Raw genomic sequence first — 26,661 nt, 5'->3', positions numbered from 1 at the left:
CTGCGGCTAGGTCACTTCTTCTGTTGTGGCGTGAGCGCCAGGAGCGGTCGCGGCCAGCTCGCGGTGGACAGGCCACCGCCGACGGAGCGCTTCTCGAAGTGCAGGTGGCAGCCGTCGGGGGCGCCGCTGTCGTTGGCCCGCGCGAACATCGTGCCCTTGGCCACCACCTGTCCCTCGCGCACGTAGACCTTGCGGGTGTGGCCGATCACCAGGTCCCAGCCGAGCTTGCGGTTGCGCAGCAGCAGCGGGTGCTCGCCGTACGCCGGGCCGAGGCTGTCGTTGGAGACGACCTTGAACCGGCGGGCGGCGTACAACGGGGTGCCACAGGGCATCGCGATGTCGAGGCCGTGGTGGAAGCCGCGATGGCCCGAGCAGCGCGAGTCGGGGGAGTAGTACGGCGCGGTCGTGCAGCCGAAGGGCACCATGATCCGGTGCGCGCCCTTGAACCACGGGGACTCGTAGCGGGTCTTGTCCTTGCTGTAGAAGACCCACCGCGGGTCGGCGTGCACCGACGTCGTCAGGGAGCCGACGAGGACCAGTCCGAGCAGGGCGGCGAGCAGCAGGCGTCCGAGTCGCATGACGTCACGCTAACGCGAACTCGCCCGGAGCCAGGCTGCGCAGCACGCAGAACTCGTTGCCCTCCGGGTCGGCCAGCACCACCCACGACTCCTCGCCGCTCTGCCCGATGTCGGCCCGGGTCGCGCCGAGTGCCTCGATGCGCGCCACCTCGTCCGCCTGGGTGCCGTCGACGGGGGAGACGTCGAAGTGCAGCCGGTTCTTGACCTTCTTCGGCTCCGGCACCCGGCACAGGAAGATCGTCGGCGGCACCGGTCCGCGACGCACGGCGTCGAGCAGCTCCGCGTCGGACCGGCCGGCCGGTCCGATCTCGATCAGGCCGTCCTCCGCGTGGATCACCTCGTAGCCGAGCACCCCGCTCCAGAAGTCGGCGAGCCTCGCCGGGTCCGCGCAGTCGATGCTGATCTCTGTCATCCGGGCCGTCATGCGACTGGATTATGCAGGGTCAGACCGACAGCAGGCGCTCGCACTCATCGACCAGCCGCGCCCGCAGCGGCGCTCCGCGGGACGCGAAGACGCGCTGCGCCTCGGCGTACTCCGCCTTGCCAGCGGCGGTCTCCACGCGGATGGGCGAGAAGCCCAGGTCGACCAGGTCGTACGGCGCCGCGCGCATGTCGAGCTCGCGGATGTCGCGCGCCAACTCGAAGCAGTCCGCGACCAGGTCGGAGCCGATCATCGGCGTCAGCCGGAAGGCGTGCTTGTAGAGGTCCATGCCGGCATGGAGGCAGGCGGGCTGCTCGAAGTCGGGTCGGTCGAGCGACGTCGGGGAGAGCGTGTTGAGCGGTGCGGCCGCGGGCGTGAAGAAGCGGTAGGCGTCGAAGTGCGAGCAGGCGATCCGGTGCGACTCGACGACCTCGTCGGTCCCGGCGCCGCCGAGGCGCAGCGGCCAGTCGGCATGCCGGGTCTCGTCCTCGGAGAGCCGGTAGACCATCGCCCACTCGTGCATCCCGAAGCAGCCGAAGTTCGCAGGTCGCGAGGCCGTGGCCCGCAGCAGCCGCACCAGCGTCGTCAGGAGGACGCGTTGCGAGGACACGTACGACGCCGTCACCGCACCGTCGGCGTACCCCTTGAGGCCGTCGTACTCGGGCGCCTCGGCCAGGGCGACGCCGTACCCGGGGTGCCAGCGGCGCAGCTGGGCGGGCCGCTGCGAGTAGTAGGTGAAGAGGAAGTCGTGCACCGGGTGCTTCACGCTCTCGGAGCGGCGAGCCAGGTGCGGTGCGACGAAGCCGTCGACCCGGGCAGCGTGCGCGTCGGCCCGCGCGAGCCACGAAGCCCGGTCCATCACCTGCACCGGCTCAGCGTAGGTCAGCGCGAGCGGCTCAGCCCAACCCGTGCCGGGCGCCCGGGCCCACGTGGACGCTGGCGAGGAAGGCCACCATCGACGGCTCGTCCCAGCCCGCGCCGTTCGGGTACTGGATGCGTACGACGCCGGCGGGCTCGTCGTCGCGGGTATGCGTGGCGACGGTGGTGTAGCCGGAGAGACGTGCCGCGAGGGTCGTGCGCCCGGACGTGCCGGCGACCCAGAACCGGCGACCGTCGTGGTGCAGCACGCGTCCGTCCGGCGGGTTGGCATCGAACATGATCACCAGCTTGCCGACGAAGACGTCCGGGTCGTCCGACGTCGATCCGTCGTCGGGGACGATCGTCACGCCGGTCGGGTTCTGCGCCTGCACGGACCAGCCCTTGGGCGTCAGGTCGAAGGTGTACGGCGTCGCGTCGAGCTGCTTCGACACGAGTTCGACGCCGCTCGGACGAGGAGCGCTGACGGCCGGGTCCGTCGGCTCGCGGTCCAGCACGACCGCCGCACCGACGCCGAGCACGGCCACCGACGCGACGCCAGCCAGGCCGACCCGGAAGCGCCGACGGCTGCGGGCCCGTGCGGCCGCGACCGCCCTCGCCAGGTCGTCGGCCGGGTCGACCGCCGGCCGGCCGGACTCCGCGGCGGACTGCAGGGCCCGTTTGAGGTCGTGAGTGGGGGACATCAGGAGACCTCCAGGATCAGGTGGTGGTCGGCAGCGCCGAGGACGCCGCGCAGGTGGGCGAGCGCGCGTGCGTTCTGCGACTTCACGGTGCCGGCGGAGCAGCCGAGGATCCGGGCGGTCTCGGCGACGTCGAGGTCGTGCCAGTGGCGCAGCACGACGACGGCCCGCTGGCGCGGACCGAGCGAGGCGAGCGCGGCCAGGACGATCTCGCGGAGCTCGGGGTCGGTGCCGCCGGCAGCGGGTTCGGTGGGCAGTGCGTCGCTCGGGTCGGCGTACGTCGTCTCGCGCCGCCGGTGGGCCCGGCGGGCCTCGTCGATGAACGCATGGGTCAGGCTCCGGCGCGCGTAGGCGAGCGAGCTGTCGGCGCGGCGTACCCGCGACCACGACAGGTAGAGCCGGGTGAGCGTCGTCTGCACCACGTCCTCCGCGAATGCCTCGTCACCGGCGCACAGCAGCGTCGCCGTGCGCACCAGGTCCGTCCGATGGGCGCGCGTGAACGCCACGAACTCCGCTGACCGTTCGTCGTCGCGCACACCGCTCCTTCCACCTGGTTGACGGGTGCGGGCAGCAGCAGGGTTGCATGAACCCCACATGCAACCTCCGACGGTGCCGCACCCGTCAGCGGGGCGTGAGGACGCGTACGGCCGTGGCCATCTCGATCATCCTGCTGGCCACCGCCTGCACGTCCGCGGGCGGGCACCACGCCGCGCGTCCCGAGACTCCGGTCCAGAGCCCGGCCGCGATGACCGTCAAGGACGACGCCGCCCCACCACCGAAGCCGTTCGACCGCACGGCCCACTCGACCGTCGACCCGGCCAGCATCTGGGTCGTCGTGAACAAGAAGCACCCGATCGTCCCGGACTACCACCCCGACATCACGCTGGTCCGCGGCTACCAGGTCGCGACCCCGGCGGCGGGACCGCTGGCCGAGCTGCTCGACGACAGCGACGGCCGTGGGCTGGGCTTCAAGATCGCCAGTGCCTACCGCTCCTACGGCTACCAGGCGGGCGTCTACGGCAACATCGTCGCCGCCAGTGGCCAGGCGGCGGCCGACCGGGTGTCCGCCCGCCCCGGCCACAGCGAGCACCAGACCGGGCTGGCGGTCGACCTGGTCACGCCGGCCAGCCCGGGCTGCGACTTTGAGGCCTGCTTCGCGGGTACGCCGGGCGGGCGGTGGCTCGCCCGCAACGCCTGGCGCTACGGCTTCGTGGTCCGCTACCAGCCCGGCAACGAGGCGGTCACCGGCTACTCGCCCGAGCCCTGGCACCTGCGCTTCGTGGGCCGGCAGCTGGCCGCGGAGCTGCGGCGTACGCACGCCGACACCCTGGAGGAGTTCTTCGACATCAGCGGCGGCGACTACCCGTAGGGCCGGGGTCGATAGGCTCCATGGGTGCGTATCGCGAGATTCACCACGGGCGAAGACCCCATGTACGGCGTCGTCACCGGCGAGGTCGACCAGTTCGGCCAGCCCGACCCCGAGAGCGTGGTCGTCGCGCTGGCGGGAGACCCGCTGTACGTCGGGGTGAAGCTGCTCGACCAGGAGTTCAAGCTGGAGGACGTCCGCCTGCTGGCGCCGGTCCTGCCGCGCAGCAAGGTCGTCGGCATCGGCCGCAACTACGCCGCGCACGCGGCGGAGATGGGCAACGACGTCCCGACCGAGCCGCTGATGTTCCTCAAGCCCAACACCAGCGTGGTCGGCCCGGGCGACCCGATCTTCTACCCGCCGCAGACCAAGAACCTCCACTTCGAGGGCGAGCTCGCGGTCGTGATCGGCCGGATCTGCCGCGACGTACCGCCGGAGCAGGCGACCGACGTCATCCACGGCTACACGATCGCCAACGACGTCACGGCGCGTGACCTGCAGAAGAGCGACGTGCAGTTCACCCGGGCCAAGGGCTTCGACTCGTTCTGCCCGCTCGGCCCGTGGATCGAGACCGACCTGGACCCGGCGGACTTCGCCGAGGGCCGCGCCGTCCAGACCTACCTCAACGGCGACCTCAAGCAGGACGGGTCCACCAAGGACCTGATCTTCGACATCCCCACGCTGATCGCGCACGTCTCCAGCGTGATGACGCTGCTCCCCGGCGACGTGATCCTCACCGGCACCCCCGAGGGTGTCGGTCCCATGGAGGTCGGTGACGAGGTCGAGATCTCGATCGCGGGCCTCGGCACTCTCACGAACAAGGTGGCACAACGATGAGCACCCCCGTCCGCGTCCGGATGGCCCCCAGCCCGACCGGGAGCCCGCACGTCGGCCTGGTCCGCACGGCGCTCTTCAACTGGGCGTTCGCGCGCCACCACGGCGGCACGTTCGTCTTCCGGATCGAGGACACCGACAAGGAGCGCAGCACCCAGGAGTCGTACGACGCGATCCTCGACCTGATGCGCTGGCTCGGCCTCGACTGGGACGAGGGGCCGGAGGTCGGCGGGCCGCACGCGCCGTACAAGCAGAGCGAGCGCAGCGACCTCTACACCGACGCGCTGGCCAGGCTCGCAGCCTCGTCGTACACCTATGACTGCTTCTGCACGACCGAGGAGGTCGACGCGCGCCGCAAGGCGTCCGGCTCCAAGGTGATGGGGTACGACGGCTTCTGCCGCGACCTCGACCCCGCCCAGCGCGCGGCCTGGGAGGCCGAGGGCCGCAAGCCGGTCGTCCGGTTCCGGATGCCCGACGGCTCGATCACCTGGCACGACCTGGTGCGCGGCGACGTGACGTTCGAGACCCGGTTCGTCCCGGACTTCGCCCTGTGCCGCGCCAACGGCGACCCGCTCTACACGCTGGTCAACCCCGTCGACGACGCGCTGATGGAGATCACCCACGTCCTGCGCGGCGAGGACCTGCTCTCCAGCACGCCTCGCCAGATCCCGCTGCACGCGGCCCTGATCGAGCTGGGCATCGGCAAGGTGATGCCGGAGTTCGGGCACCTGCCGTTCGTGATGGGCGAGGGCAACAAGAAGCTGTCGAAGCGCGACCCCGAGGCGCACGCGCTGGCCTACCGCGACCAGGGCTTCCTGCCCGAGGGCATGCTCAACTACCTGGCCCTGCTGGGCTGGGCGATCGCCGCCGACCGCGACGTCTTCTCCCTCGAGGAGATGGTGGAGGCGTTCGAGATCGGGGACGTGAACCCCAACCCGGCGCGCTTCGACATCAAGAAGGCCGACGCCATCAACTCGGCGCAGATGCGGCTGCTGTCGGTGGAGGAGATCACCCACCGGGCGCTGCCGTTCCTCAAGCGGGCCGGCGTCGTCTCCGACCCGGTGTCCGACGCCGACGCCGAGCTGCTCGAGCTCGCGATGCCCCTGGTCGCCGAGCGGATCAACAAGCTCACCGAGGCCGTCGACATGCTCGGCTTCCTCTTCGTCGACGAGGCCGCGTTCGCGGTCGACGCGACCGACGCGGAGAAGCTGCTCAACGACGACGGGCGGGCCGTCGTGGCTCGGTCGCTCGCGGCGCTCGAGGCGCTGCCGGAGTGGTCCACCGCCGCCATCCAGGCCGCGCTGCAGACGGAGCTCGTCGACGGGATGGGACTCAAGCCGCGCAACGCCTTCGGCCCGATCCGGGTCGCCGTGACCGGCCGCCGGATCTCGCCGCCGCTCTTCGAGTCGATGGAGCTGCTCGGCCGGGAGCGCTCGCTGGCTCGACTGCAGAGCGCACTGGGCTGACATGACGGAGGTTCCGGGGGAGGGCCTGCCCTACCACCTCGTCCAGCGCGGCGGCCGGCCCGGCGTGTGGCGACCGATCGTCGGCGTCGTCGCGTTCGTCATCGCGTTCCTGCTCGTCGTACCCCTCCTCGTCCAGGTGCCGTTCGCCCTCGGGTTCGCCGTGTCCGGCCGGGACGTGGTCGACGGACTGGACCGGATCAGCGACTTCGACCACCCCACCCCGCTCGGGCTCGCCTACCTCAACATCGCCCTGGCCGGCGCGATCCCGGTCGCCTGGCTGCTCACCCGGGTGCTGCACGGCCTGCAGCCGCGCTGGCTCGCCTCGATCACACCGCGGATCCGGTGGCAGTGGCTGTTGATTTGCTTCGGGCTCGCCGTCGTCGCGCTGTTCGCGACCCTGGTCGTCTCGGCGATGGTGCCCGCCTCGGCCGACGACGCCCAGGTGGGCGGCCACCTCAACGACTTCACTAGCACGACGCGCGACTACTTGCTCGTCGTGCTCCTTCTGACGCCCCTGCAGGCGGCGGGCGAGGAGTACGCGTTCCGCGGCTACCTGACCCAGGCCTTCGGCAACGTGTTCGGCAAGGCCTGGGCCGCGGTGCTCTTCCCCGCGGTGGTGTTCGCCCTGGCCCACGGCAGCCAGAGCGCGCCGGTCTTCTTCGACCGGTTCGCCTTCGGCATCGTGGCCGGGCTGGCCGTCGTACTGACGGGGGGCCTCGAGGCCGGCATCGCGATGCACGTGCTGAACAACTGGCTCGCCTTCGGCCTGGCGCTCGCCTTCAGCGACATGGCCTCGACGCTGAACCCGACCGGCGACAGCTGGTGGACCATCCCGGTCACGCTCACCCAGTCGTTGGTCTACCTCGGCCTGGTGCTCTGGGTGGCTCGCCGCCGGGGCATCCGCACGACGACCGAAACGCCCGCGGGACCGGGCGTTTTGGTCGGCTCCAGACCTCGCGTGTAAGGTTTCTTCTCGGCCCGGAGACGGGCTGACACGGCCCTCTCAGAGGGGCCATTGGGATATGGTGTAATTGGCAACACGACTGGTTCTGGTCCAGTTATTCTAGGTTCGAGTCCTAGTATCCCAGCGAAGATCGCCGCTCACGGGCGGCGATTTTGTGCGTCACGAAGGCAAACGCTAGAGTTTCGCAGGTTGCTCGGGAGGACACTCCAGAGCGCAGGCCCCCGTTGTGTAGCGGCCTAGCACGCCGCCCTCTCAAGGCGGTAGCGCCGGTTCGAATCCGGTCGGGGGTACAGAACGACGAAGGCCCTGGTCGCAGCGCGGATGCGCTGAGACCAGGGCCTTCGTCGTTCTGTGTCTCCACGGAGTTGAACCAAAGCCGAGTCGGCGGTAGTTCACCCGGAGGAGCGAAGCGGGGGAGGGGTGAAATAGCGCCGACTCGGCGAGACCCGTCTGCCGTCAGACCGCGACCTCCAGCGGCAGCCCGTCGACCTGCTGGTCCAGCAGCCGGGCGTAGGCGTCGAAGGTGCGTTGCTCGCTGAAGCGCTGCCGCCGGCGGACGATGGTCTCGCCGTGCTCCTCGCGCTGCTCGAAGGCGGACGCCCAGGCGAGCGCGACCTCGGTGGGTTCCCGGGAGGTGACCAGCCGGGCGTCGCCGACCATGGTCGCCGCGTCGCCCACGTCGGTGGTCACCGGCACCGCGCCGCAGGCCATGCCCTCGAGCAGCGACAGCGGGGCGGCCTCGCCGTACGCGCTGGTCAGCACGACCAGGTCCGCGGCGTTGTAGAGCCGGGGCATGTCCGCGCGGATGCCGAGGAGGTGGACCTGGTCGCGCAACCCGGCCCACCGGCCGAGCGCCTCCTCGAGCTGCGCCACCAGGGCCGGGTTCGTCGGGGACATCCCGGCACCGCACAGCACCAGGTGGGCGTGCGGGTACGTCGCGGTGAAGGTGGCGGCGGCGCGAGCGAAGAGCGCGGTGTCCTTCATCGGGTCGAAGCGGGCGGAGAGCAGCACGACGGGCGCGTCGTCGACGGCACCCAGCTGCCGGCGTACGTCGAGGCGGACCGCGGCGTCCGGCCGGAAGCGGTGGAGGTCGACGCCGTTGGGGATCACCGGGAGGCGGTCGAGCGGGATCCCGGTGGCGGCGTGATAGGCGGCCTGGGTCGATCGGGCGCAGCACACCGCGGTGGTCACGATGCCCTGGTCGACCAGGGAGACGAGGGCGTCGAGGCCGGGGCCCTGGTGCTCGGGGTCGGAGCGGTGCAGGCAGGTGACGACCGGACGTCCGGCGGTGCCGATCCGGGCCAGCGCCGCGAGTGGCTGCTCCTTGAGCGAGAGCACGACATCGGCGCCGAGCACCGCGCGCTCGAGCGCCGCCCGGTGGCGCGGTCGGAGCGGCTGGGAGGAGACCCGGTCGAGCAGGGTGACCGGGACGCCGGCGCCGACGAGCCGGCGGTACCCCACGTCGGCCGAGGCCGGCTGGGTGGTGGACTCGCGCACGGACCGGTCGGTCAGGCTGAGCACGGTGTGGCGTTGCGCCGTCGTGGCGTCGAGATGCCGGACGACGGCGTTGTGCAGCACCCTGGCCCCGCCGGAGAAGATCCCGTCGTAGACCGACAGCACCCGGGGACCGTCACCGAGGAACGCCACGTCGCCCATCTCCACCACCTTCTCGCTCCCGGTCACGCCGTTGCGCGAAGGTAGACGCGCCCGGAGCGGCGACGGGGTCGCCCAGATGAGCGGCAGTCGACGCGCAGATGACGTTCCGGGACCGCCTGTCCGGCAGGGGCCGTCGCTCATCCAACGTTGGGCGACACGACACCCGCACGTCTCGGTCCGGCAAGCCGTCGCCAGTGACCTCGAGTCATGCCCCACGTCGGTAGGCGCTCGGCCCTCTTCGCAGGCGTCGGCGTCGGCGCCACGCCCGGACTCCTCGCCGCAGGCTGGCCCGGTCGGGCGCCCGGGCACGCACCCGGCCAGGTCCGGCAACGGCTCTCGCTCACCCACGGGGCGCGGTCCGGCGAGGTGACCACCGACTCCGCCGTGCTGTGGGCCCGCTCGTCGGGACGCGGCCGGATGTCGGTGCGCCTGGAGAGCAACGGACGGGAGCTGCGCTCACTGCGTGGCCCCCGGGTCGACGAGCGCTCCGACCTCACCGGGAGGGTGCAGCTGCGCGGGCTCGCGCCCGGGAGGCGGTACGACGCGACCGTCTCGTTCACCGGCGACGACGGCGTCGCCGGCCAGACCGAGCGGGTCAGCTTCAGCACCGCTCCGGTCCACGCCGCACCGACCTCGCTGGTGTGGTCGGGCGACACCTGTGGCCAGGGCTTCGGGATCAACGAGGAGCTCGGCGGGCTGACGACGTACGCCGCCATCCACCGCACCCGGCCCGACCTCTTCGTGCACTGCGGCGACACGATCTACGCCGACCTCGAGATCCCCGCGTCCTTCCAGGAGGAGTCGGGCCACGTCTGGCGCAACCTCGTCAGCGACGGTGTCGAGAAGGTGTCCGAGACCCTGGAGGAGTTCCGCGGTCGTCAGCGCTACGTGCTCCAGGACGAGAACGTCCGGGCGCTGTACACCGACGTGCCGACCATCGCGCAGTGGGACGACCACGAGACCTGCAACAACTGGTATCCCGGCGAGGTGCTCGACGACGACCGCTACACCGAGCGCCGCTGCGACGTCCTCGCCGCGCGCGGGCGCCGGGCCTGGCAGGAGTACATGCCGGTGCCGGTGTCCACGTTCGTCGAGCGGGGCGGGGACGGCTACGCGTCCGGGCGGATCTACCGGAAGGTCCCGCGCGGTCAGCACCTCGACCTGTTCGTGCTCGACATGCGCTCCTACCGGGGCACCAACGACACGTCGACGCACGCGTCGCAGGGCATCCTCGGCCCGGCCCAGGAGAAGTGGCTCACCGAGTCGGTGATCGCCTCGCGCGCGACGTGGAAGGTGATCTCGGCCGACCTGCCACTCTCGATCCCCTCCACCCACGCAGACGACCTCGACGGACCGTCCAACGGCGACGACGGTCCGCCGACCGGTCGGGAGCCGGAGCTGGCCCGGATCCTCTCCGCGTGGAAGCGGGCCGGCGTCACCGGCGTCGTCTTCATCACCGCGGACGTGCACTACACCGCCGCGCACCACTACGCGCCCGACCGGGCCTCGTTCTCCGACTTCGACCCCTTCTGGGAGTTCGTGTCCGGCCCGCTCGCGGCCGAGACCTTCCCGCGCAAGGACGGGCTGCTCGACCAGACCTTCGGGCCGGAGGTCGTCTTCTCGAAGGGGAACGACACGGACCTGCGGCAGTCCCCGCGCGACGGCAACCAGTTCTTCGGGCACCTCGAGACCGACCCGGCGGGGGCACTCACCGTGACCCTGCACGAGGGGTCAGGCGCTGCCCTCTGGCAGCGGACGCTCGAGCCCGCCTGACCGGGCGGCGACCCACCAGCCGGCCGCCATCAGCGCGTCGGCGGCGGTGTGCACGACCCTGGCCAGCAGGGCCAGGGCGGTGGCGTCCGCGACGCCGAGCAACGGGGTGAGCAGCAGCACCAGCAGCGCGTCGCGGGCGCCGACGCCGGCCGGCGCCAGGACGATCACCACGCCGACGGCGTACGCCAGCGCGAACGCGCCGCCGAGGGCGACGAGGTCGGGCCAGGGGAAGCCGGGCGCGAGCAGCACGAGGGCGGCGGCGTACGACGCCCAGGTGACGGTCATCAGGGCGAGCGTCACCAGGGTGTCGGTCGCACCGACCGACACCGACCGGCCACCGACCCGGGCGCCGGCGCGGCGGACGACGGCGGGGAGCTGGCCGGCCAGCGCGCCGACGAGCAGCAGGACCGACAGCCAGGACGGCCACGGCGACTCCAGCCCGCCGAGGAGGAGCACGGTGGTGCCGACGACGACCGCGGTGGCGACGTGGTAGCCGAGGAAGAGCAGGCCCGCGGTGACGGTGGCGCGCGGGGGGACCGCCCGGCGTCCCGCCATCTGGGCCTGGGCGCCGATCGACCACACCGACCCGGGGATGTACTTGCCCAGCTGGCCGACGAAGAACGTCGCGAGCCCGTCGGTCACCGGCAGGTCCGCGCCGACGGCCGCCATCAGCCGGCGCCACAGCACGCCGGTGGCGAGCAGGCCCCCGAGCACCAGCACGAGGGCGCCGGCCAGCCCGGCGCCGGAGGTGGAGCCGAGCGCGGTGCCGACCTCGTCGAAGCGGCCGCGCAGCCCGAACCAGGCGAAGGCGACCACCGCGCCGAGGAACACCACGCGCAGCGCCGGCAGGTAGCGGGAGTCAGGCACGGCGCCTCACTAGAGCGGTGCGGGTGGGGTAGGGGAGAGCGGGGGTCAGCCCACGGGTCCACTCGACGTCGACGTCGACGGGGGACGACGCGATCGCGTCGCGGTAGCGCTGGCGGTCCACGTTGTCGAAGACCAGGACGCCGCCCGGCGCCAGCCGGCTGACCGCGCGACGGAAGCACGCGTTGCGGGCCCGGCCGTCGACCACGACGAGGTCGAAGGTGCCCTCGGTGTCGTCGACCGCGGCGACGTAGTCGCCGAAGTCGAGCCCCTCGAAGCCGTCCTTGGCCGACAGCTCGCCCGCGCCACCCGCCGCGGGGACCGGCGGCACCACCCGGACGACGGTGTTGCCGGGCAGCACCGGTCCCACGACCTCGGCCCACGCGGCATCGTGCTCGATGGAGGTCACCGTCCCCGCGCGCCGGGACAGCCACACCGTCGACGCCCCCGACCCCCACTCGAAGACCCGGGCCCGCGGCCGCGTGGCGAGGAAGTCGGCGACCCGGTCGGAGGCCTCGAACGTCCACCACGGCACGTCGTACGCGAGGAGGTCCTCGAGGTCGTAGATGGACAGGAGGGACCGCAGCCACAGCCCGGTGCGGGACCGGGCCGCCCAGCGGTCAAGGAGGCCGAGCAGCCCGATGGCGGCGAGGGCCCGGCGCAGCGCGCGGACCCCGGAGACGTACGTCCTCTTCATGCCTGTCCCTTCGTCGTGCGGGGGGTGAGCGAGATGCCGGTCATCGACACCGGCGGGCCGTCGGTGTCGTGCGTGAGGGTCACCCAGACGTCGTCGGCCGCCTGGGCCGCGGTGACGTCGATCGTCAGCAGACCGGGGTGGTCGCGGGTCACCGGCACCGGGGCGCCGTCGACCGTCGCGAGGAGGTCGTCGGGGCCGGCACCGGCGATCGCGAGCGTGCAGCCGGTCGCGCAGGCGGAGTCCGGGCGGAAGGCGATCTCCGCGACCGGCACCGAGGAGGTCAGCTCGGTCCGGGCGGGCCACTGCAGCCACCCGCTGACGGCGTAGAGCCACAGGTCGCCCGGCGACGTCGTGCCCAGGGCGGGGTCGTCGGCGCGGACGCCGCCGGCGGTCAGCGGCGCCGGGTCGACCCGGCACCGGCCCAGGGTGCTCAGCACGACGCCGAAGCCGTGCCGCCAGCGTCTGACGTCCTCCCGCGCCGTGCAGTTGGTGGGGAGCGGGCCGATGAAGACGGCGTCGTACTCCGTGCTCGGCAGCTCGCGCACGACGGGCAGCCGCACCGGCGCGAGGGGGCCGTTGGGCTCCTCCCTGCAGTCGGTGCTCCGGCTGGTGGAGAAGGCCTCGCCGCCGTTGGCGAAGGGGTAGGCGAGGTCGGTGTCCGGGTCGATGGTCGCCTTGCACAGCAGCTGGTGGTCGAGGGTGGCGCGGGCGGTCAGCTCGGGGATGCTGACGCGCCAGTAGTCGCCACCCGGGCGCAGGTCGTCGGCACGGCTGCCGACGAGGACGTCGGTCGCGAGGTTGACGTACGTCGTCTGGTAGGGCTGCAGGGTGACCTGGTCGACGGTCGGCAGCACCAGCGCCAGCCCGGCGACCAGCACGACCGCCCGCGGGCTCAGCCGGGGGCGCTCGCACAGCCAGGCGACGCCGTACGTCGCCAGCACGGCGAGCGCCGGGATCGCGAAGAGCAGCTGACGCAGGCCGTGGTAGAGGTCGGAGCCCAGCACGACCGCGACCACGGGCAGGGTGAACGCCTGGGCGCCCACGACGGCGAGCCGCGCGGTGCGTACGCCGTCGCCGGGTCGCCGGCGCAGCAGCGCCCCGACGGCCAGCGCCGACCCGAGCAGCGCGAAGAGCGTCAGCAGCGTGGGCAGGTCCTCGACGAGGTGACGCGGCACGTAGAGACGGTCGGACCTCTCCCCGGCCATGAAGCTGGAGGACGACTCGCTGGTGCGCGGCAGCGCGCGCAGCGGCGAGGCGAAGAGATGGGGGTAGATGGCCACGAGGGCCGCCGCGGCGAGGACGCACGTCCCCGCGACCTCCGTCAGGGCGACGGCAGCGACGCGCCTGCTGGCGGAGACCACGAGGATCCCCACGACCGCGACCGCGAAGGCGACCGACAGGCCCGACCACATGCCCGGTCGGGTGCCGAGGGTCAGCACCAGTCCCGCCGCCAGGCAGCCGGCCCGGGCGACCCGGCGCAGCCGGGACGCGGGCACGTCCCGCAGGTGGAGCAGCAGCCCGAGCGTGACCAGGGTGTGCCCGGTGGCGACGGGGACGTCCTTGACGTTGAACATCTCGTGCCCGGTCCAGAGGGGGGTGGCGGCGAGCACGGCCGCGGCGACGACGCCCCAGCGCCAGCTCCCGAGCACCAGGCGGCCGATCGCCGCGACGGCGGCCACGCCGACGAGCCCGATCACGACGACGCCGAGGTGGCGTACGTCGTACGCGTGCGAGGTCGTGGAGACGTCGTGCCACCCCTCCACGCCCCAGAGCACCGACCAGGCGTGCAGCACCAGCATCGTGACCGGGGCGTAGACGTAGGTGTTGGTGCCGTCCCCCCCCGGGCCGGCGCCGCCGAAGTCCCAGTCGAGTGCGTACCAGCCGGTGTCGAAGAAGTTCCGCAGCCGCATCACGTGGATGGGCTCGTCCGTGGTGACCCCGGCCCGGAGGGCGCCGAGCACGGCGAGCACCGTGGTGGTGGCGAGGACGACCACGCCGACCGCGACCAGGATCCGGGGTGGTTGCCTCACACGCGCTCGCGCTGCCGCGAGTAGACCTGGAGCTCGGCGAGCAGGCCGAACAGCACCAGCTGGAGGCCGCCGAGCGCGAGGACCACGGCGGCGATCAGCAGCGGGCGACCGCCGATGGCCGCCCCCGACACCTTCTCGACGAAGAGGTACGCGAGGGCCAGACCGCCGGCCGCCATGCTCGCCAGGCCCAGCCCGCTGAAGAGGTGCGACGGCCGGCTCTCGTAGGTCATCAGGAACCGCACGGTGAGCAGGTCCACGAAGCCGCGCCAGAAGCGAGCGAGGCCGTACTTCGTCTTGCCGTGCAGCCGCTCGTGGTGCTGGACGCTGACCTCGGCCACGCGGTAGCCCAGCCAGTGGGCCACGACGGTGAGGTAGCGGTGCAGCTCGCCGTACAGCATCGGCGAGGCGTGACGGGCCACGTCCGCACGCATCACCTTGAAGCCGGAGTTGAAGTCCTTGCCCGGGGCGCCGGAGAGGCGTGCCGTGGCGGCGTTGTAGAGCTTGGACGTGTTGCGCTTCACGAAGCGGTCGTTGCGCACCGTCCGGGCGCCGGTGACGAGGTCGGCGCCGTCGTCGAGCCGGGCCAGGAGGAGCGGCAGCTCGGCGGGGTCGTCCTGGCCGTCGGCGTCCATCATCACGACCACCTCGGCGCCCTCGGCGAGCGCCTCCTCGAACCCGCGGCGCAGGGCGGTGGCCTTGCCCATGTTGCGACCCAGGGAGACCAGCCGGACCTCGGCGTGCCGGTCGGCGAGGTCCGAGACCACCTCACGGGTCTTGTCGGTCGACCCGTCGTCGACGACCAGGACGTGGCCCTTCACGTCGAGGAGCACCAGCTCGTTGAGGATGCGCGGCACGACCACCACGAGGTTCTCGGCCTCGTCGAGGGCTGGGACGACGACCCAGAGGTTGGTAGACATTCGATGTCTCCTAGCCGGTCCCGGAGGGGACCGCTCGCATGCTGCGGACCCGGAGACCGAGTGGCGCTCCGGACGTGCTCGTGAAGGTGACCCAGGTGTCGGCGGTGCCGGACGGGAGGACGACGCTGACGCCGCCGCGGTCGACGTCGACCGCGGCCGGCATGTCGTTCACGGCCGCACCGAGGTCGGCGGGCGCGTCTGCGTCGAGGACCAGCGCGCACGCCGTCTCGGCGCACGCGGACGGTGCCCGGAAGGTCAGGCTCGCGGCGTCGGCGGCCGCGTCGATGGCCGTCGCGCTCTCGCGCATGACCCACCCCTCGGGGGCGTAGGCCCACAGCCGCGGCAGCATGTTCTCCCCGTCCGCGTGGGTGAACGCCACGGTCCCGACGAGGGGCTGCGGAGCGAGGCGGCAGCGGGCGACGTACGTCATCGCGACCGTGCGCCAGTGCCGGTGACGGGTCACCGCGGCGATCTCGGCGCAGTTCCTCGGCAGCGGGTGGTCGCGGTCGATGACGACGTAGAACTCGTCGTGCGGCAGCAGGTCGTCGACCGGCAGGCCATCGGCACGCCAGACGGGCGCCAGCGGCCCGAGCGGGTCCGTGCGGCAGTCGACGCTGCTGTCGGAGGAGTACCGGCCCGCCAGCATCGCCTCCGCACCGACGCCACGTGCTCCGGGGCTGCCGGCCGGCGCCCCGAGCTGGGTGGACCGCGTCGGCCCGCAGACCAGCTGACCATCCGTCGGGATGCCGGGCAGGAGCTCGGGGACGCTCGTGCGCCAGTAGTCGGTCTGGGCGTGGCCCCCGGTCGCGTCGAACGCGACGTTGAAGTAGCTGTACTGGTAGGGGAAGAGCGTCGCCTGGTCGGCCATCGGCACGAGGAGGGCGACGGCGGCCAGACCGCCGACCAGTCCCGTACGGCGACGCAGAGCGCCCCACGCCAGCAGGTGAGCCAGGCCGATCGTCACCAGGACCGCCCACGCCGGCGAGGCGAAGAGCAGCTGGCGCAGCCCGTTGTAGAGGTCGGAGTTCTTCGCCACGGCGACGAGGGGCAGGACGGTGACCTGGGCCACGACGAGCGCCAGGCGGGTGGCCCTCGCGGGATCGACGCGCCGGCTCCGCGCGATGACGGTGACCGCCGACCAGAGCCCGACGACGAACAGGGCCTGGAGGAGCAGGGGGAACTGGGTGGCCAGGTGGAACGGGACGTAGGTGTAGCCGGAGGCATCGTTGTCGCGGAAGCTCGCCGACTGCCGGACCGACCCGAGGAGCAGGAGGGGATGCAGGAAGACGTGCGGGTAGACGACGGCGAGCAGGGCGCCCGCCATGGTGGCACCGGCCACCGCCTCGCCGGTCGCCGGTCGCTGTCCACCGTGGGAGCGAGCGAGCAGGGCGCCACCGACCAGCAGCGCCACGGCCACCAGGACCGCGGACGCCATCGCCGGGCGGGTGCCGACCATGAGCGTGATGCCGGCGACGAGGCCGGCGACGCGCAGCAGCTGACGGCCGGGCGCCGGGGAGACCATGGCGACGAGGGCCAGCGTCATCAGGGTGTAGCCGGTGGCGACGGGCACGTCCTTGACGTTGAACATGAGGTGGCCGGTCCACATCGGCAGCGCCAGCAGTGCCGCAGCCGTCAGCACGGCCCAGCGCCACGACCCGAGCAGGACCCGCGTGATCCCCGCCGCGGCGGCCGTCCCGGCGAGACCGATCAGGACGACGCCGAGGTGGCGCACGTCGTACGCCGTCGGTGTGGTCGAGACGGTGTGCCAGCCGTCGACGCCCACGAGGACGCACAGGCCGTGCAGCAGCAGCATCGCGACCGGCCCGTAGACCAGCGTGTTGTTGTCGCCCGCGGTCGATCCGCCGGTCTCGGTGGACCAGTCGACGCTGAACCACCCGTGCTCGAAGAAGTTGCGGAGCCGCATCACGTGGAAGGGCTCGTCCCAGGAGACGCCGGTGCGCAACGCGCCGACCACGGCCATCACGGTGCCCGCGACCACGAGCCCGACGCTGACCCACACCAGGAAGCGGGGCGGTGCAGCCACGCGCGGAGTCGCCGCGCCAACCGGGACCGGGTCCGGGGCCTGCCGGGTCCCCGTCAGCAGCGACTCACCGACTGCCAGCACACCAGGGACTGTGTCGAGACCTGGGGAACACCGGGGAAATGCCGCGCCAACGGACAGCCGAGCGACTTGTGAACAGTTCGCCCTCGGCGGGGTCAGCTGGTCGGGTGCGATCTAGGGACGAGCGAGCTCGAGCGAGAAGAACGCCAAGGCGGCGCGCGTCTTGGTCTGTTGCTCCGCGGTCAGGTCGATCCCGTGCGAGATCAGGAACGCCTTGGCCTCCGCCGCGGCGGCGAAGGCGTCACCAGGAGCGCACTTGGTGGACAGCTCGAGGGTCCGACCGCCGTCAGGGAAGAGCCACAGCTCGGCGACGAATCGACGGCTGACGTCCGGCGGCCTCCACTTCAGCTTCATGATGGTGATGGGACCCAGGACGCTGAGCCGATCGAGCCGAGGTCCGTCGTCGCCGACGTGGGCGGCGTACAGGCGTCGTTGGGGTCGGGAGAGCAGCGTGCGGACGGACTGGGCACCCTGCATCACGGACCGGACGTCGGCGTCGGTCGCGTGGTGCCGCATGGAGCCGGAGCAGGTGAACCCTCCTGGTAGCGCGTCGACCTCGAGCGAGAAGCCGGGCTCGTCGCGGAGGGCCTGCGGCACCGCCTCGGGCTGGATCGGACGGATCTTGACGACGGTGTCGCCGGGCTTGTCACGGATCCGCCGGGCTCGGAGGACGACGCCGCACCGGTCCAGCGCCAGGTCGGCGGTGTCGAAGAACACGGCCTGCCGCAGCTCCGCCTGCAGCGGATCGAGCCGGAGCGCGGCCACGGCCGACCGTCGGCCGCCGTCCGGGACGCAGAGCTTCAGCTCGACGCTGTCGACGGCAGGGAGCATCGCGACCAGCTCGACCAATGCCTCGTCGGACAGCGTGGCACTCGTAGGCGTCGGGTCCATGGCTCATGGTCGCGTCGGTCCGGGTGGGCCGAGACCACCCTGCGCAGGGTGAGGCGGCGCCACCCCGGCCCGGAGAATCGTGGTGGGGTCACCAGAACGCGAGCGGGGGAGACCCGATGAGCCAGACAGCACCCGGCACAGGAACCACCGGAGGGGTCCGTACGTCGCGGTCGGCGCGCGTGGACCCGGCCGAGGGGTTCATGACCGACCTCGTCAGCGTCTTCGCGGGGGTGATGCTCCTGATCAGCGGTGCCTTCGGCATCCTCCAGGGCGCCTCGGCGATCGCCAACGACGACCTCTACTCGGCCGGCAGCGACTACCTCTACAAGTTCGACATGGATGTCTGGGGCTGGACGCACGTCGTGATCGGCGTGCTGTGCGTCGTGGTCGCGATCGGCATCCTGCGCGGATCGTCGTGGGCGCAGGTCTCCGGCATGATCATCGCGGGCCTGTCGGCGGTCGCGAACTTCGCCTTCCTCCCGCGCTACCCGCTGTGGGCGATCACCGTCATCGCCGTCGACATCCTCGTCATCCATGCGCTGTCCACGCAGCTGAAGCGTCGTTGAGGTCCCTGCTGCCGAGGGTCAGCGGAAGTCGCGCCTCCCGGCTCGCGCCTGCAGGTCCCGCACGGCCGCGCGGAGCACGGCGGGCGCCTCGCCCGGGAGCTGGGCGTGCATGAGGACGACATCACCTCGGGCGAGGCCGCGTTCGACCACCGGTCGGACCTGGTCCAGGTCCGCGTGGCTCGAGAGCACGAACAGGGCCGACGTCTCGGGGTGGAGCTGCGCCACGATCTCCTCCAGGAAGAGCTGGTCGATACCCGTCCCGCGCAGCTGCTGGGCCAGTGCGGGGATACCCGCCGCGGCGTCGCTCGCCGAGCGGAGGAGCAGCTCGACGAGCCCTCCCAGCACGCTGCGGGCCGCGACCGCCGACGTCTCGCGCCGCAGGTGGCCGATGCGCGGTTCGTGCACGCCGGGCATCCACGAGACCGTGATGGCGTCGTGGACGCGCAGGGCGGCTCGGTCCCGGAGGTTCTTGAGCCGGACCTCGCCGGCGGCGGCGCCCAGGGCCGAGTCGTAGATCCAGACCGTCAGGGACGCGGTCGCGGCGCGATCCCTCGGTGTGCCCGTTGCGCCTGGTCGGTCCGACATGTCGGTGTGCTCCCCTCACGGTGCCCCGTGGCTCAGTGCAGAGCCACCTTCAGGAGCGCGACCAGGACCCCGACGCAGGCTCCGGCCGCTGCGCTGGTGATCCGGCCACCCAGGTCGAGACCGCCGCGCGCGCCCGCTGCGTAGCTGTACACCGCGAGCAGCCCTATCGTCACCGCCAGCGCGGTCCAGGCAGAGCCGCTCAGGCTGGCCCCGGCCAGGCGGGTCACCAGGAGGGCGACCAGCGGGATGATGGACGCAGCGGCCACGGGCAGGGTCTCGACCAGGGCGTGACGCAGTGCCTCGAGCGGGTGATGGCCGTGGGTGAGGGAGCTGCCGATGGTGACGGCATGCAGGTGGGCGACCCAGTACACGCCCACCGTGGCGACGATCGCGACGCTCAGGTGGGCGGTCGACTCGGCGTGCCCCACGCCGTACGCGATCACCGCGGCGCAGACCACGGTGCCGGTGATCGCACCCTCGCCGCCGGAGACCAGGCCGAGCGGATCGGCGCGACGCACGTCATCCGCCACCGAAGGTCTCCAGCAGCGTGGCGCGCTCCGCCTCGGTGAGGTTGGTGCTGACCAGCCTGCTGTCGCGGCCTCGGAACCTCTCGCCGAGCCGGTCCATGTCGGCGTTCTCGGTGACCAGGAAGAGGGCCGAGCTCCCCGGGCCGACCTCGGTCCGGATGCGTTCCAGGTCCTCCTTCGTGATGCCGGTGCCCGCGGTGGCCTTGGCCAGGGCCCCGATCCCGGCCCCGAGCGCGAGTCCGGCGACCGGGATCGCGAAGAGGGCGCCACCGAGGATCCCCCACAGCGCTCCCCAGGCCGCGCCACGCTTCGGGCTGTCGTGGTGATGGTGGAGCACCGGCTGGTCGGCGCCCTCGGGCCAGCTCATGACCGCATGGTCGACGATCGTGACCAGACCGTCGTCCGCTCCGGACCTCAGCGCGGTCTCCGCCTGCGCGGCACCGTCCGGGTCGTCGAACTTCCACACCGTGAAGGTCGTCATGTCTCACTCCGTTTCGAACTGCTGTCGGCCTGGCCGGGCGGTCAGGTCACGAGCGCGGTGACGCCGAGACCGACCACGCTCAGGACGACGAGCGACGCGAGCAGCGGCCAGACCCAGCGCAGGTAGGTGCCGTAGGGCACGCGGGCGATCGCCAGCCCGCCCATGACGACCGCGGAGGTCGGGATGAAGAGGTTCATGATCCCGGAGGCGCTCTGGAACGCGGTGACCACGAGCTCGGGCGGCACATCGACGAAGAGGGCCAGGGGAGCCATGATCGGCATCGCCACGGTGGCCAGGCCCGAGGACGACGGGATCAGGAACGAGAGGGGCAGGAACAGCAGGAACATCACGATCGCGAACCCGGACTGGCCGACGTCGCCGAGCGCCTGCTCCGCCCAGTTCAGGACGGTGTCGGTGATCTGCCCGTTGTTCATCACGACCGTGATCCCACGGGCGATGCCGATGATGAGCGCGACGCCGAGGAGGTCGCGGGCACCGTCGACGAACGAGCCGGTCAGGTCTTCCTCGCTCAGGCCCCCGATCAGGCCGATGACGACGGTGAAGAGGATGAACGACGCGGTCATCTCGGGGAACCACCACCACAGGGTCGGCAGCGGGACGTTGAGGTCCTCCCAGGGGATGACGCCGTACATCATCACGCCGAACGCCAGGGCGAACACGATGAGGATGAGCTGGTGCCGCCCGGTGAGCTCCGCGTCGGTCCCGCCCGCCCCGGCACTGAAGTACTGCTCGTTCTCCGCGCGGAGGTCGGCGACGATGGAGCGGGACGGGTCGGCCTTGACCCGGTCCGCGTAGCGGAGCACGAAGAAGATCCCGACGACCAGCGCGACGACGAGCATCACCACACGCAGGACCAGGCCGTCGCTGATCGAGACCCCGGCGAACCCCGACGCGATGCCGGTGGCGAACGGGTTGATCGTCGAGCCGAACGTGCCGATGCCACAGCCGAGCAGGACCACCGCAGCACCGGTCATGGCGTCGTACCCGGCGGCGATCATCACCGCCACGATGAGCGAGTAGAACGCGAGGCTCTCCTCCGCCATCCCGTACGTCGTGCCGCCCAGTGCGAAGACCGTCATCAAGATGGGGATCATCCAGCGCTCGCGGCCGCGGAGGCGCTGCACCAGGCGGCCGATGCCGTTCTGGATCGCGCCGGTGCGCATGGTCACGCCGAGGAAGCCGCCGATGACGATGATGAAGAGCGCGACGTCGATCGCCCCGAACAGCGAGCCCGAGTTGTAGTAGCTGATGGTCCCGGCGTCGTCCTCGATCCCGTAGAGCCCGTTGATCGGAGCGGTCAACGAGTCGACGAGGATGCGGGCGGGGTGCGAGTCGACGCCGTGGTAGGTCCCGGGGATCGGGCTTCCGTTCTTGTCGAGCTCGTAGACGCCCGCGGGCACGACCCAGGTGGCCAGCGCCATCAGCACGATCAGCGCGAAGAGGATCGTGTACGCCGAGGGGAGCTTGAACCCGCGGCGCGTCGCGGGTGCGGTGGTGGTCTCAGACATGCACGTCTCCTCGGGGTACGACCGGCAGCGACGCGGTCCTGGCGTTGTCCTCCCAGGGCTCGTCGGCCTCCGGCACCTTGAAGCCCAGGTAGCCGTAGAGGATCTCGAGCAACGGACTGAGCAGGTTGAAGAAGCAGAACGGCAGGTAGGCGATGGTGGTGACACCCAGGACGCCGGACATGTAGGCGCCACAGGTGTTCCACGGGATCAGGGGCGAGGTCACGGTGCCGGAGTCCTCGACGGCTCGGCTGAGCACCTGCGGCGCCAGTCCGCGCCGGGCGAACTCGGCCCGGAAGGACCGTGCCGGCAGGACGTCGGCGACGTACTGGTCCCCGGCGATCAGGTTGAGCCCGACCCCGCTGCCGACGACGGCCGTGATCAGCGATCCCCGACGTCGGGTGCGGGCCGCCAGTGGCTGGAGCAACCGCTGGAGGAAGCCGGCGTGCTCCATGACCGCGGCGAACGAGAGCGCACCGAGGACCAGCCAGATCGTCGTGAGCATGCTGGCCATCCCGCCGCGGGAGAAGAGGTCGTCGACGGCCGGGAAGCCCGAGTGGCTCTCGAACCCGGTCGCCATGGCGGCGTACCCCGCCTCGATGGCGGTCGCGACGCGGCCCAGGCTCGGGTCGTCGACGAACGCGACGACGGCGTCCCACTGCAGGAACGGGGCGAGCACCGCGGCGAAGAGGGCGGAGCCGAGGATCGACAGGAACGGAGGCATCCGCAGGGCGGCGAAGACCACCAGCAGGACCAGCGGCAGCAGGTTGAGGACCGAGATGTCGAAGGCCGACGCCAGGGACGCGCGGGCATCGGCGACGGCCGCGTCGGAGTCACCGCTGGCGGAGCGGCCGAGCACCAGGAAGATCACCAGGCTGACGAGGAGCGCCGGGACCGCGGTCCAGGTCATGTTCCGCACGTGCTCGCCGACCGTGAGCCCCCCTCCCACCAGCTGGGGGACGAGGATCGTGGTCTCGGAGAGCGGTGTCATCTTGTCGCCGAAGTAGGCGCCGCAGATGACGGCCCCGGCGGTGATCGCCTCCTCGAGGCCCAGCACGTTGCTCATCCCGACGAAGGCCACACCCAGGGTGCCGGCGGTGGTCCAGGAGCTCCCGGTGACCATGCCCACCAGCGCGCACACGGCGGCGGCGGTGAAGTAGAACCACGTGGGGCTGACGATCCGGATGCCGTAGTCGACGACCGTGGGGATCGTGCCGGCCATGTTCCAGGTCCCGATCAGGGCGCCGACGGCGAGCAGGATGAAGACCGCGCTCATCGCCGCGGTGACGCCGGCGACCGCGGCGTCGGCGACGGTCTGTATCGAGTAGCCGTTCTTGAAGGCCACCAGGCTCGCGAACGCCGCACTGAGGAGCAGGGCCACCTGCAAGGGGCCGTCGGTGGCGCTGACGCCGAAGAGGTAGATGGTCAGCGCGAGCAGCCCGATGAGCACCACGATCGGCGCGAGCGAGTCGACCAGGCTGGGGGCTCGAGGCTGCGGCATGGCGGTCCGGCTACCTCACGGCGACGTGCGCGGAGGAGCCGACCTCGTCGCCGTGGTGGTGGGAGTCACCGCGCGCCCAGATGATGAGGGCCAGGATGAGCAGGATGTCGAAGACGACGACGGCCCACCGCACGGGCGCGTTCACAGCGCGTCCCGCTCGAACGGGCACGTCATGCAGTGGCCGCCCCCACGGCCCTTGCCGAGCTCGAAGCCCTCGATGGTGATGACCTCGATGCCGGCCGCGCGCATCTTCGCGATCGTGTGGGTGTTGCGCTCGTAGGCGATGACCACCCCTGGCTCGAGGGCGACGACGTTGTTGCCGTCGTCCCACTGCTCGCGCTCCTGCTGGTAGGCGTCGCCCCCGGTCTCGATGACGCGGAGCTCCGGCACCCCGAGCGCGTCGGCGACCGTCGAGAGGAAGTCCTTCTCCTCCGTCACGTGGAACGGTGCGCCGTTGATCCCCGGGCGCAGGCTGATCGCCCGGACCTGGTCCATCACGCGGGGGTACAGGGTGACCGCGTCCCGGTCGAGCATCGTGAAGACGGTGTCGAGGTGCATGTGGGCGCGATCCTTGGTCATCACGACCGCCACCACCCGCTCCGCGGCGCCCTGGGAGAAGAGCGCTCGGGCGACCTGCTCGATCATCCGTGCCTGGGACCGCTCGCTCATCCCGATGAGGACCGTTCCGTTGCCGATCGGTTGCACGTCGCCGCCCTCCAGGGACGCCCGTCCGAAGTCCTCGATGTCGAACCGCGCGTCGTCACCGAGCGCGGGGTACCAGAACTCGAAGTCGGCCTCGGCGAACATCGGGTGGTAGCGGTAGATGGCCGCCACGTTGTACGCCTCGAGCCGGCGGGCCGGCCAGAACATCGGGTTGATCGAGACTCCGCCGTACATCCAGCAGGAGGAGTCGCGGGTGAACAGCGTGTTCGGCAGCGGGGGCAGGACGAACATGCTGTCGTCGTCGATGGCAGCCGCGATCACCGAGCTGGACCGCAGGCGCCCACGGTCCAGCCCGGACTCGGCCACGGTGAGGCCGCCGATCAGGTGGGTCGCCAGTCGCGTCGGCTCCATCTCCCAGAGCAGTGCCCGGACCTCGTCGACCATCGACAGTCCGACGGTGAAGGGGGATGCGGTGACCTCGATCAGGCGCCTGCGGCCCTCCTCGCTGGCCGCGAGCGCCTCGCCGAGGAGGTCCTGGAGCAGGAACACCTCGACCCCGCGCTCGCGCATCCGGGCGACGAACTGGTCGTGCTCGTACTGCGCGCGCTCGACCCAGAGCACGTCGTCGAACAGCAGGTCGTCGTGGTTGGACGGGGTGAGCCGCTGCAGGCTCAGCTCGGGTCGGTGGACCATCACCTTGCGCAGCCGGCCGACCTCCGAGTGGACTCCGAACGTCATGGCTCCTCCGTTCCGGGCACCACCTGGGTGCCAGCTTCTCCGTCGACGATCTGCTGGATCTGGTTGAGGGAGCCGATGGCGGACCGGCCGCCGGTCGCCTCGACGAAGCGACAGGCCGCCTCGACCTTCGGTCCCATCGACCCGGCAGGGAACGTGGTGGCGCGCAGGTCGGCGGTCGTGACCCGGCCGAGCGCGCGTTGCTGCGGGGTGCCCCAGTCGGCGTACACGGCGTCGACGTCGGTGGCCATCACGAACAGGTCGGCGTCCACCTCCCGCGCGAGCAGCTCGCTGGCGAGGTCCTTGTCGATGACGGCCTCGACGCCGACGAGCGTGGTCTCCGCCGCAGGCAGGAACATCGTCGGCACGCCACCGCCGCCCGCACAGATGAGGACGACGCCGTGCTCGAGCAGCCAGCGGATCGGCCGGATCTCGAAGATGTGCCGGGGTTGCGGGGACGGCACCACCCGCCGCCAGGTGTCGCCGTCCGGCTTGAACACCCAGCTCTTCTCGGCGGTGAGCCGGTGGGCGTCGGCTCGTGAGTACACGGGTCCGACGAACTTCGTCGGGTCGAGGAACGCCGGGTCGGCCGGGTCGACCTGCACCATGGTGAGGATGGTGGCCAGCGGCACGTCGCGGGGCATCACGTTGCCCAGCTCCTGCTCCAGGACGTAGCCGATCATCCCCTCGGTCTGGGCGCCGAGGACGTCGAGCGGGTACGGGTCGACGTCCTCGTACGCCGCCGCCTGGAGGGCCAGGAGGCCGACCTGCGGGCCGTTGCCGTGGGAGAGCACCAGCTGGTGCGCCTTCGCCACGGAGGCGAGGGCGGGGGCGGCACCTCGCACGTTGGAGCGCTGGTTCTCCGCGGTCATGGGTTCCCCGCGCCTCAGCAGGGCGTTGCCACCGAGCGCGACCACGACCCGCACGGCAGGTCAGTCCCCGAGGGTGGCGACCATGATCGCCTTGATCGTGTGCAGGCGGTTCTCCGCCTGGTCGAACACGATCGAGTGAGGAGACTCGAACACGTCGTCGGTGACCTCGAGCCCGTCGAGCCCGAACTCCTGGAAGATGTCCTCGCCGACCTTGGTCTCGCGGTTGTGGAACGCCGGCAGGCAGTGCATGAACTTGACCCGCGGGTTCTTGGTGCGTTCGATGACGTCCGCGTTGACCTGGTACGGCGTCAGCAGCTTGATCCGCTCGGCCCACACCCCCTTCTCCTCACCCATCGACACCCAGACGTCGGTGTAGAGGAAGTCCGCGCCGACGACGCCCTCGTCGACGTCCTCGGTGAGCGTGAGCCTGGCCCCGGTGTCCTCGGCGATTTCGCGGCAGGTGTCGATCAGCTCGTCGCTCGGCCAGAGATCGCGTGGCGCACAGAGCCGAACGTCCATGCCGTACTTGCAGCCGCCGACCATCAGCGAGTTGCCCATGTTGTTGCGGGCGTCGCCGAGGTAGCAGAACGCGATGTCGCCGAGGTGCTTGTCGCAGTGCTCGGTCATCGTCAGCACGTCGGCGAGGATCTGGGTCGGGTGGAACTCGTCGGTCAGCCCGTTCCACACCGGCACCCCGGCGTACTGCGCGAGGACCTCGACGTTCTCCTGGGCGGAGCCGCGGTACTCGATGCCGTCGAACGTGCGGCCGAGCACGCGCGCCGTGTCCTTCATGGACTCCTTGTGACCGATCTGGGAGCCGCTGGGCTCCAGGTACGTGACGTGGGCGCCCTGGTCCTTGGCGGCGACCTCGAAGGCAGTGCGGGTGCGGGTCGACGTCTTCTCGAAGATCATCGCGATGTCCTTGCCGGCCAGGCGGGGCTGCTCGTAGCCGGTGTACTTCGCGGCCTTGAGGTCGGCGGACAGCTTGAGGAGGAACTTCAGCTCGCCCGGGGTGAAGTCAAGCTCCTTGAGGAAGCTGCGGTGACGGAGGTTGAACGACATGGTGGCTC

27 protein-coding genes and 2 tRNA genes are annotated in these 26,661 nt (G+C 71.5%); 8 read left to right on the top strand and 21 right to left on the bottom strand.

What is annotated here, in order from left to right; translation table 11 throughout:
* Positions 1–11 precede the first annotated feature (11 nt).
* The 5 genes from ABEA34_RS01055 to ABEA34_RS01035 are packed head-to-tail and all read right to left on the bottom strand — an operon-like array spanning position 12 to position 3,091.
* The gene (locus tag ABEA34_RS01055; RefSeq protein WP_345518350.1) at positions 12–578 is read right to left on the bottom strand and encodes a M23 family metallopeptidase; all 567 of its coding nucleotides are present in this window, start codon (positions 576–578) and stop codon (positions 12–14) included.
* A 4-nt stretch (positions 579–582) separates the two neighbouring features.
* Positions 583–1,002 (bottom strand): VOC family protein, encoded by a 420-nt coding sequence (locus tag ABEA34_RS01050; RefSeq protein WP_345518348.1) that lies wholly within the window; start codon positions 1,000–1,002, stop codon positions 583–585.
* A 19-nt stretch (positions 1,003–1,021) separates the two neighbouring features.
* Positions 1,022–1,858: a 3-methyladenine DNA glycosylase gene (locus tag ABEA34_RS01045; protein WP_345519107.1), complete on the bottom strand. Its 837-nt coding sequence runs from the start codon at positions 1,856–1,858 to the stop codon at positions 1,022–1,024.
* A 37-nt stretch (positions 1,859–1,895) separates the two neighbouring features.
* A complete protein-coding gene (locus tag ABEA34_RS01040) occupies positions 1,896–2,558 on the bottom strand; it encodes a hypothetical protein (RefSeq protein WP_345518346.1) in 663 nt (220 codons plus the stop codon).
* Positions 2,558–3,091, bottom strand: a complete 534-nt coding sequence (locus ABEA34_RS01035) for a SigE family RNA polymerase sigma factor (RefSeq protein WP_345518345.1) — start codon at positions 3,089–3,091, stop codon at positions 2,558–2,560. The genes ABEA34_RS01040 and ABEA34_RS01035 overlap by 1 nt, the downstream gene beginning before the upstream one ends.
* 113 nt (positions 3,092–3,204) lie before the next feature.
* Between ABEA34_RS01035 and ABEA34_RS01030 the strand changes: the two genes are divergently transcribed.
* The 6 genes from ABEA34_RS01030 to ABEA34_RS01005 all read left to right on the top strand — a co-directional run bounded on the left by ABEA34_RS01030 (position 3,205) and on the right by ABEA34_RS01005 (position 7,475).
* A complete protein-coding gene (locus tag ABEA34_RS01030; protein ID WP_345518344.1) occupies positions 3,205–3,924 on the top strand; it encodes a M15 family metallopeptidase in 720 nt (239 codons plus the stop codon).
* A gap of 24 nt (positions 3,925–3,948) precedes the next feature.
* The gene (locus ABEA34_RS01025) at positions 3,949–4,758 is read left to right on the top strand and encodes a fumarylacetoacetate hydrolase family protein (RefSeq protein WP_345518343.1); all 810 of its coding nucleotides are present in this window, start codon (positions 3,949–3,951) and stop codon (positions 4,756–4,758) included.
* The gene (gene gltX, locus ABEA34_RS01020; RefSeq protein ID WP_345518341.1) at positions 4,755–6,221 is read left to right on the top strand and encodes a glutamate--tRNA ligase; all 1,467 of its coding nucleotides are present in this window, start codon (positions 4,755–4,757) and stop codon (positions 6,219–6,221) included. Before ABEA34_RS01025 ends, gltX begins: the two co-directional genes overlap by 4 nt.
* A 1-nt stretch (position 6,222) precedes the next feature.
* Positions 6,223–7,185, top strand: a complete 963-nt coding sequence (locus ABEA34_RS01015; RefSeq protein WP_345518339.1) for a CPBP family intramembrane glutamic endopeptidase — start codon at positions 6,223–6,225, stop codon at positions 7,183–7,185.
* 52 nt (positions 7,186–7,237) lie between these two features.
* Positions 7,238–7,309: transfer RNA gene (locus ABEA34_RS01010), tRNA-Gln, on the top strand.
* Positions 7,310–7,402: 93 nt separating this feature from the next.
* Positions 7,403–7,475 (top strand) — tRNA-Glu (locus ABEA34_RS01005).
* A 166-nt stretch (positions 7,476–7,641) separates the two neighbouring features.
* Here ABEA34_RS01005 and ABEA34_RS01000 read toward each other — a convergent pair.
* Entirely contained in the window at positions 7,642–8,868 is a 1,227-nt protein-coding gene (locus tag ABEA34_RS01000) for a glycosyltransferase (protein WP_345518337.1), read from the bottom strand.
* A gap of 180 nt (positions 8,869–9,048) precedes the next feature.
* Here ABEA34_RS01000 and ABEA34_RS00995 point away from each other — a divergent pair, with 180 nt between their 5' ends.
* Positions 9,049–10,614, top strand: coding sequence for an alkaline phosphatase D family protein (locus tag ABEA34_RS00995; protein ID WP_345518335.1), 1,566 nt, complete (start codon positions 9,049–9,051; stop codon positions 10,612–10,614).
* Here ABEA34_RS00995 and ABEA34_RS00990 read toward each other — a convergent pair.
* The 6 genes from ABEA34_RS00990 to ABEA34_RS00965 form a co-directional block, all read right to left on the bottom strand.
* A complete protein-coding gene (locus ABEA34_RS00990; RefSeq protein ID WP_345518334.1) occupies positions 10,573–11,481 on the bottom strand; it encodes a lysylphosphatidylglycerol synthase domain-containing protein in 909 nt (302 codons plus the stop codon). The genes ABEA34_RS00995 and ABEA34_RS00990 overlap by 42 nt on opposite strands.
* Positions 11,474–12,175 carry a class I SAM-dependent methyltransferase gene (locus ABEA34_RS00985; RefSeq protein WP_345518332.1) on the bottom strand — a complete coding sequence of 234 codons (702 nt, stop codon included), beginning with the start codon at positions 12,173–12,175 and terminating at the stop codon, positions 11,474–11,476. The genes ABEA34_RS00990 and ABEA34_RS00985 overlap by 8 nt, the downstream gene beginning before the upstream one ends.
* A complete protein-coding gene (locus ABEA34_RS00980; protein WP_345518330.1) occupies positions 12,172–14,205 on the bottom strand; it encodes a hypothetical protein in 2,034 nt (677 codons plus the stop codon). Before ABEA34_RS00980 ends, ABEA34_RS00985 begins: the two co-directional genes overlap by 4 nt.
* Positions 14,202–15,122, bottom strand: coding sequence for a glycosyltransferase family 2 protein (locus tag ABEA34_RS00975; RefSeq protein WP_345518329.1), 921 nt, complete (start codon positions 15,120–15,122; stop codon positions 14,202–14,204). The genes ABEA34_RS00980 and ABEA34_RS00975 overlap by 4 nt, the downstream gene beginning before the upstream one ends.
* Positions 15,123–15,132: 10 nt before the next feature.
* On the bottom strand, positions 15,133–17,166 hold the full coding sequence (locus tag ABEA34_RS00970) for a hypothetical protein (protein ID WP_345518327.1): 2,034 nt from the start codon (positions 17,164–17,166) through the stop codon (positions 15,133–15,135).
* Between the two features lie 192 nt (positions 17,167–17,358).
* Positions 17,359–18,135 (bottom strand): CYTH domain-containing protein, encoded by a 777-nt coding sequence (locus tag ABEA34_RS00965; RefSeq protein ID WP_345518325.1) that lies wholly within the window; start codon positions 18,133–18,135, stop codon positions 17,359–17,361.
* Positions 18,136–18,335: 200 nt separating this feature from the next.
* Here ABEA34_RS00965 and ABEA34_RS00960 point away from each other — a divergent pair, with 200 nt between their 5' ends.
* A complete protein-coding gene (locus ABEA34_RS00960; RefSeq protein ID WP_345518323.1) occupies positions 18,336–18,701 on the top strand; it encodes a DUF7144 family membrane protein in 366 nt (121 codons plus the stop codon).
* Between the two features lie 18 nt (positions 18,702–18,719).
* Here the strand turns inward: ABEA34_RS00960 and ABEA34_RS00955 are convergent, their stop codons facing one another.
* Genes ABEA34_RS00955 through argF form a run of 9 tightly spaced genes read right to left on the bottom strand, consistent with a single transcriptional unit; the run spans position 18,720 to position 26,653 of the window.
* Positions 18,720–19,286: a DUF1269 domain-containing protein gene (locus ABEA34_RS00955; protein WP_345518322.1), complete on the bottom strand. Its 567-nt coding sequence runs from the start codon at positions 19,284–19,286 to the stop codon at positions 18,720–18,722.
* A gap of 32 nt (positions 19,287–19,318) precedes the next feature.
* Positions 19,319–19,804, bottom strand: a complete 486-nt coding sequence (locus ABEA34_RS00950) for a hypothetical protein (protein WP_345518320.1) — start codon at positions 19,802–19,804, stop codon at positions 19,319–19,321.
* Position 19,805: 1 nt separating this feature from the next.
* On the bottom strand, positions 19,806–20,294 hold the full coding sequence (locus ABEA34_RS00945; protein WP_345518318.1) for a DUF1269 domain-containing protein: 489 nt from the start codon (positions 20,292–20,294) through the stop codon (positions 19,806–19,808).
* A gap of 41 nt (positions 20,295–20,335) precedes the next feature.
* On the bottom strand, positions 20,336–21,823 hold the full coding sequence (locus ABEA34_RS00940; protein ID WP_345518316.1) for a YfcC family protein: 1,488 nt from the start codon (positions 21,821–21,823) through the stop codon (positions 20,336–20,338).
* Positions 21,816–23,321, bottom strand: coding sequence for a Na+/H+ antiporter NhaC (nhaC, locus tag ABEA34_RS00935; protein WP_345518314.1), 1,506 nt, complete (start codon positions 23,319–23,321; stop codon positions 21,816–21,818). Before nhaC ends, ABEA34_RS00940 begins: the two co-directional genes overlap by 8 nt.
* Before the next feature lie 10 nt (positions 23,322–23,331).
* A complete protein-coding gene (locus tag ABEA34_RS00930) occupies positions 23,332–23,466 on the bottom strand; it encodes a hypothetical protein (RefSeq protein ID WP_345518312.1) in 135 nt (44 codons plus the stop codon).
* Positions 23,463–24,722, bottom strand: a complete 1,260-nt coding sequence (locus ABEA34_RS00925; protein WP_345518310.1) for an arginine deiminase — start codon at positions 24,720–24,722, stop codon at positions 23,463–23,465. The genes ABEA34_RS00930 and ABEA34_RS00925 overlap by 4 nt, the downstream gene beginning before the upstream one ends.
* A complete protein-coding gene (arcC, locus tag ABEA34_RS00920) occupies positions 24,719–25,645 on the bottom strand; it encodes a carbamate kinase (protein ID WP_345518308.1) in 927 nt (308 codons plus the stop codon). Before arcC ends, ABEA34_RS00925 begins: the two co-directional genes overlap by 4 nt.
* Positions 25,646–25,651: 6 nt before the next feature.
* Positions 25,652–26,653, bottom strand: a complete 1,002-nt coding sequence (argF, locus tag ABEA34_RS00915) for an ornithine carbamoyltransferase (protein WP_345518306.1) — start codon at positions 26,651–26,653, stop codon at positions 25,652–25,654.
* Positions 26,654–26,661: the final 8 nt, after the last annotated feature.

The organism is Nocardioides conyzicola, assembly GCF_039543825.1.
GTDB classification, from domain to species: domain Bacteria; phylum Actinomycetota; class Actinomycetes; order Propionibacteriales; family Nocardioidaceae; genus Nocardioides; species Nocardioides conyzicola.
The sequence above is the reverse complement of the archived record's forward strand: the minus strand, read 5'-3'. Positions and strand labels throughout refer to the sequence as shown.

What these genes read in the sequence shown, in the direction of transcription:
- ABEA34_RS01055 (WP_345518350.1), bottom strand. Translation starts at nt 578, where the DNA reads ATGCGACTCGGACGCCTGCTGCTCGCCGCCCTGCTCGGACTGGTCCTC.
- ABEA34_RS01050 (WP_345518348.1), bottom strand. Translation starts at nt 1,002, where the DNA reads ATGACGGCCCGGATGACAGAGATCAGCATCGACTGCGCGGACCCGGCG.
- ABEA34_RS01045 (WP_345519107.1), bottom strand. Translation starts at nt 1,858, where the DNA reads ATGGACCGGGCTTCGTGGCTCGCGCGGGCCGACGCGCACGCTGCCCGG.
- ABEA34_RS01040 (WP_345518346.1), bottom strand. Translation starts at nt 2,558, where the DNA reads ATGTCCCCCACTCACGACCTCAAACGGGCCCTGCAGTCCGCCGCGGAG.
- gltX (WP_345518341.1), top strand. Translation starts at nt 4,755, where the DNA reads ATGAGCACCCCCGTCCGCGTCCGGATGGCCCCCAGCCCGACCGGGAGC.
- ABEA34_RS01015 (WP_345518339.1), top strand. Translation starts at nt 6,223, where the DNA reads ATGACGGAGGTTCCGGGGGAGGGCCTGCCCTACCACCTCGTCCAGCGC.
- ABEA34_RS00995 (WP_345518335.1), top strand. Translation starts at nt 9,049, where the DNA reads ATGCCCCACGTCGGTAGGCGCTCGGCCCTCTTCGCAGGCGTCGGCGTC.
- ABEA34_RS00985 (WP_345518332.1), bottom strand. Translation starts at nt 12,175, where the DNA reads ATGAAGAGGACGTACGTCTCCGGGGTCCGCGCGCTGCGCCGGGCCCTC.
- ABEA34_RS00975 (WP_345518329.1), bottom strand. Translation starts at nt 15,122, where the DNA reads ATGTCTACCAACCTCTGGGTCGTCGTCCCAGCCCTCGACGAGGCCGAG.
- ABEA34_RS00965 (WP_345518325.1), bottom strand. Translation starts at nt 18,135, where the DNA reads ATGGACCCGACGCCTACGAGTGCCACGCTGTCCGACGAGGCATTGGTC.
- ABEA34_RS00960 (WP_345518323.1), top strand. Translation starts at nt 18,336, where the DNA reads ATGACCGACCTCGTCAGCGTCTTCGCGGGGGTGATGCTCCTGATCAGC.
- ABEA34_RS00955 (WP_345518322.1), bottom strand. Translation starts at nt 19,286, where the DNA reads ATGTCGGACCGACCAGGCGCAACGGGCACACCGAGGGATCGCGCCGCG.
- ABEA34_RS00945 (WP_345518318.1), bottom strand. Translation starts at nt 20,294, where the DNA reads ATGACGACCTTCACGGTGTGGAAGTTCGACGACCCGGACGGTGCCGCG.
- ABEA34_RS00940 (WP_345518316.1), bottom strand. Translation starts at nt 21,823, where the DNA reads ATGTCTGAGACCACCACCGCACCCGCGACGCGCCGCGGGTTCAAGCTC.
- nhaC (WP_345518314.1), bottom strand. Translation starts at nt 23,321, where the DNA reads ATGCCGCAGCCTCGAGCCCCCAGCCTGGTCGACTCGCTCGCGCCGATC.
- ABEA34_RS00925 (WP_345518310.1), bottom strand. Translation starts at nt 24,722, where the DNA reads ATGACGTTCGGAGTCCACTCGGAGGTCGGCCGGCTGCGCAAGGTGATG.
- argF (WP_345518306.1), bottom strand. Translation starts at nt 26,653, where the DNA reads ATGTCGTTCAACCTCCGTCACCGCAGCTTCCTCAAGGAGCTTGACTTC.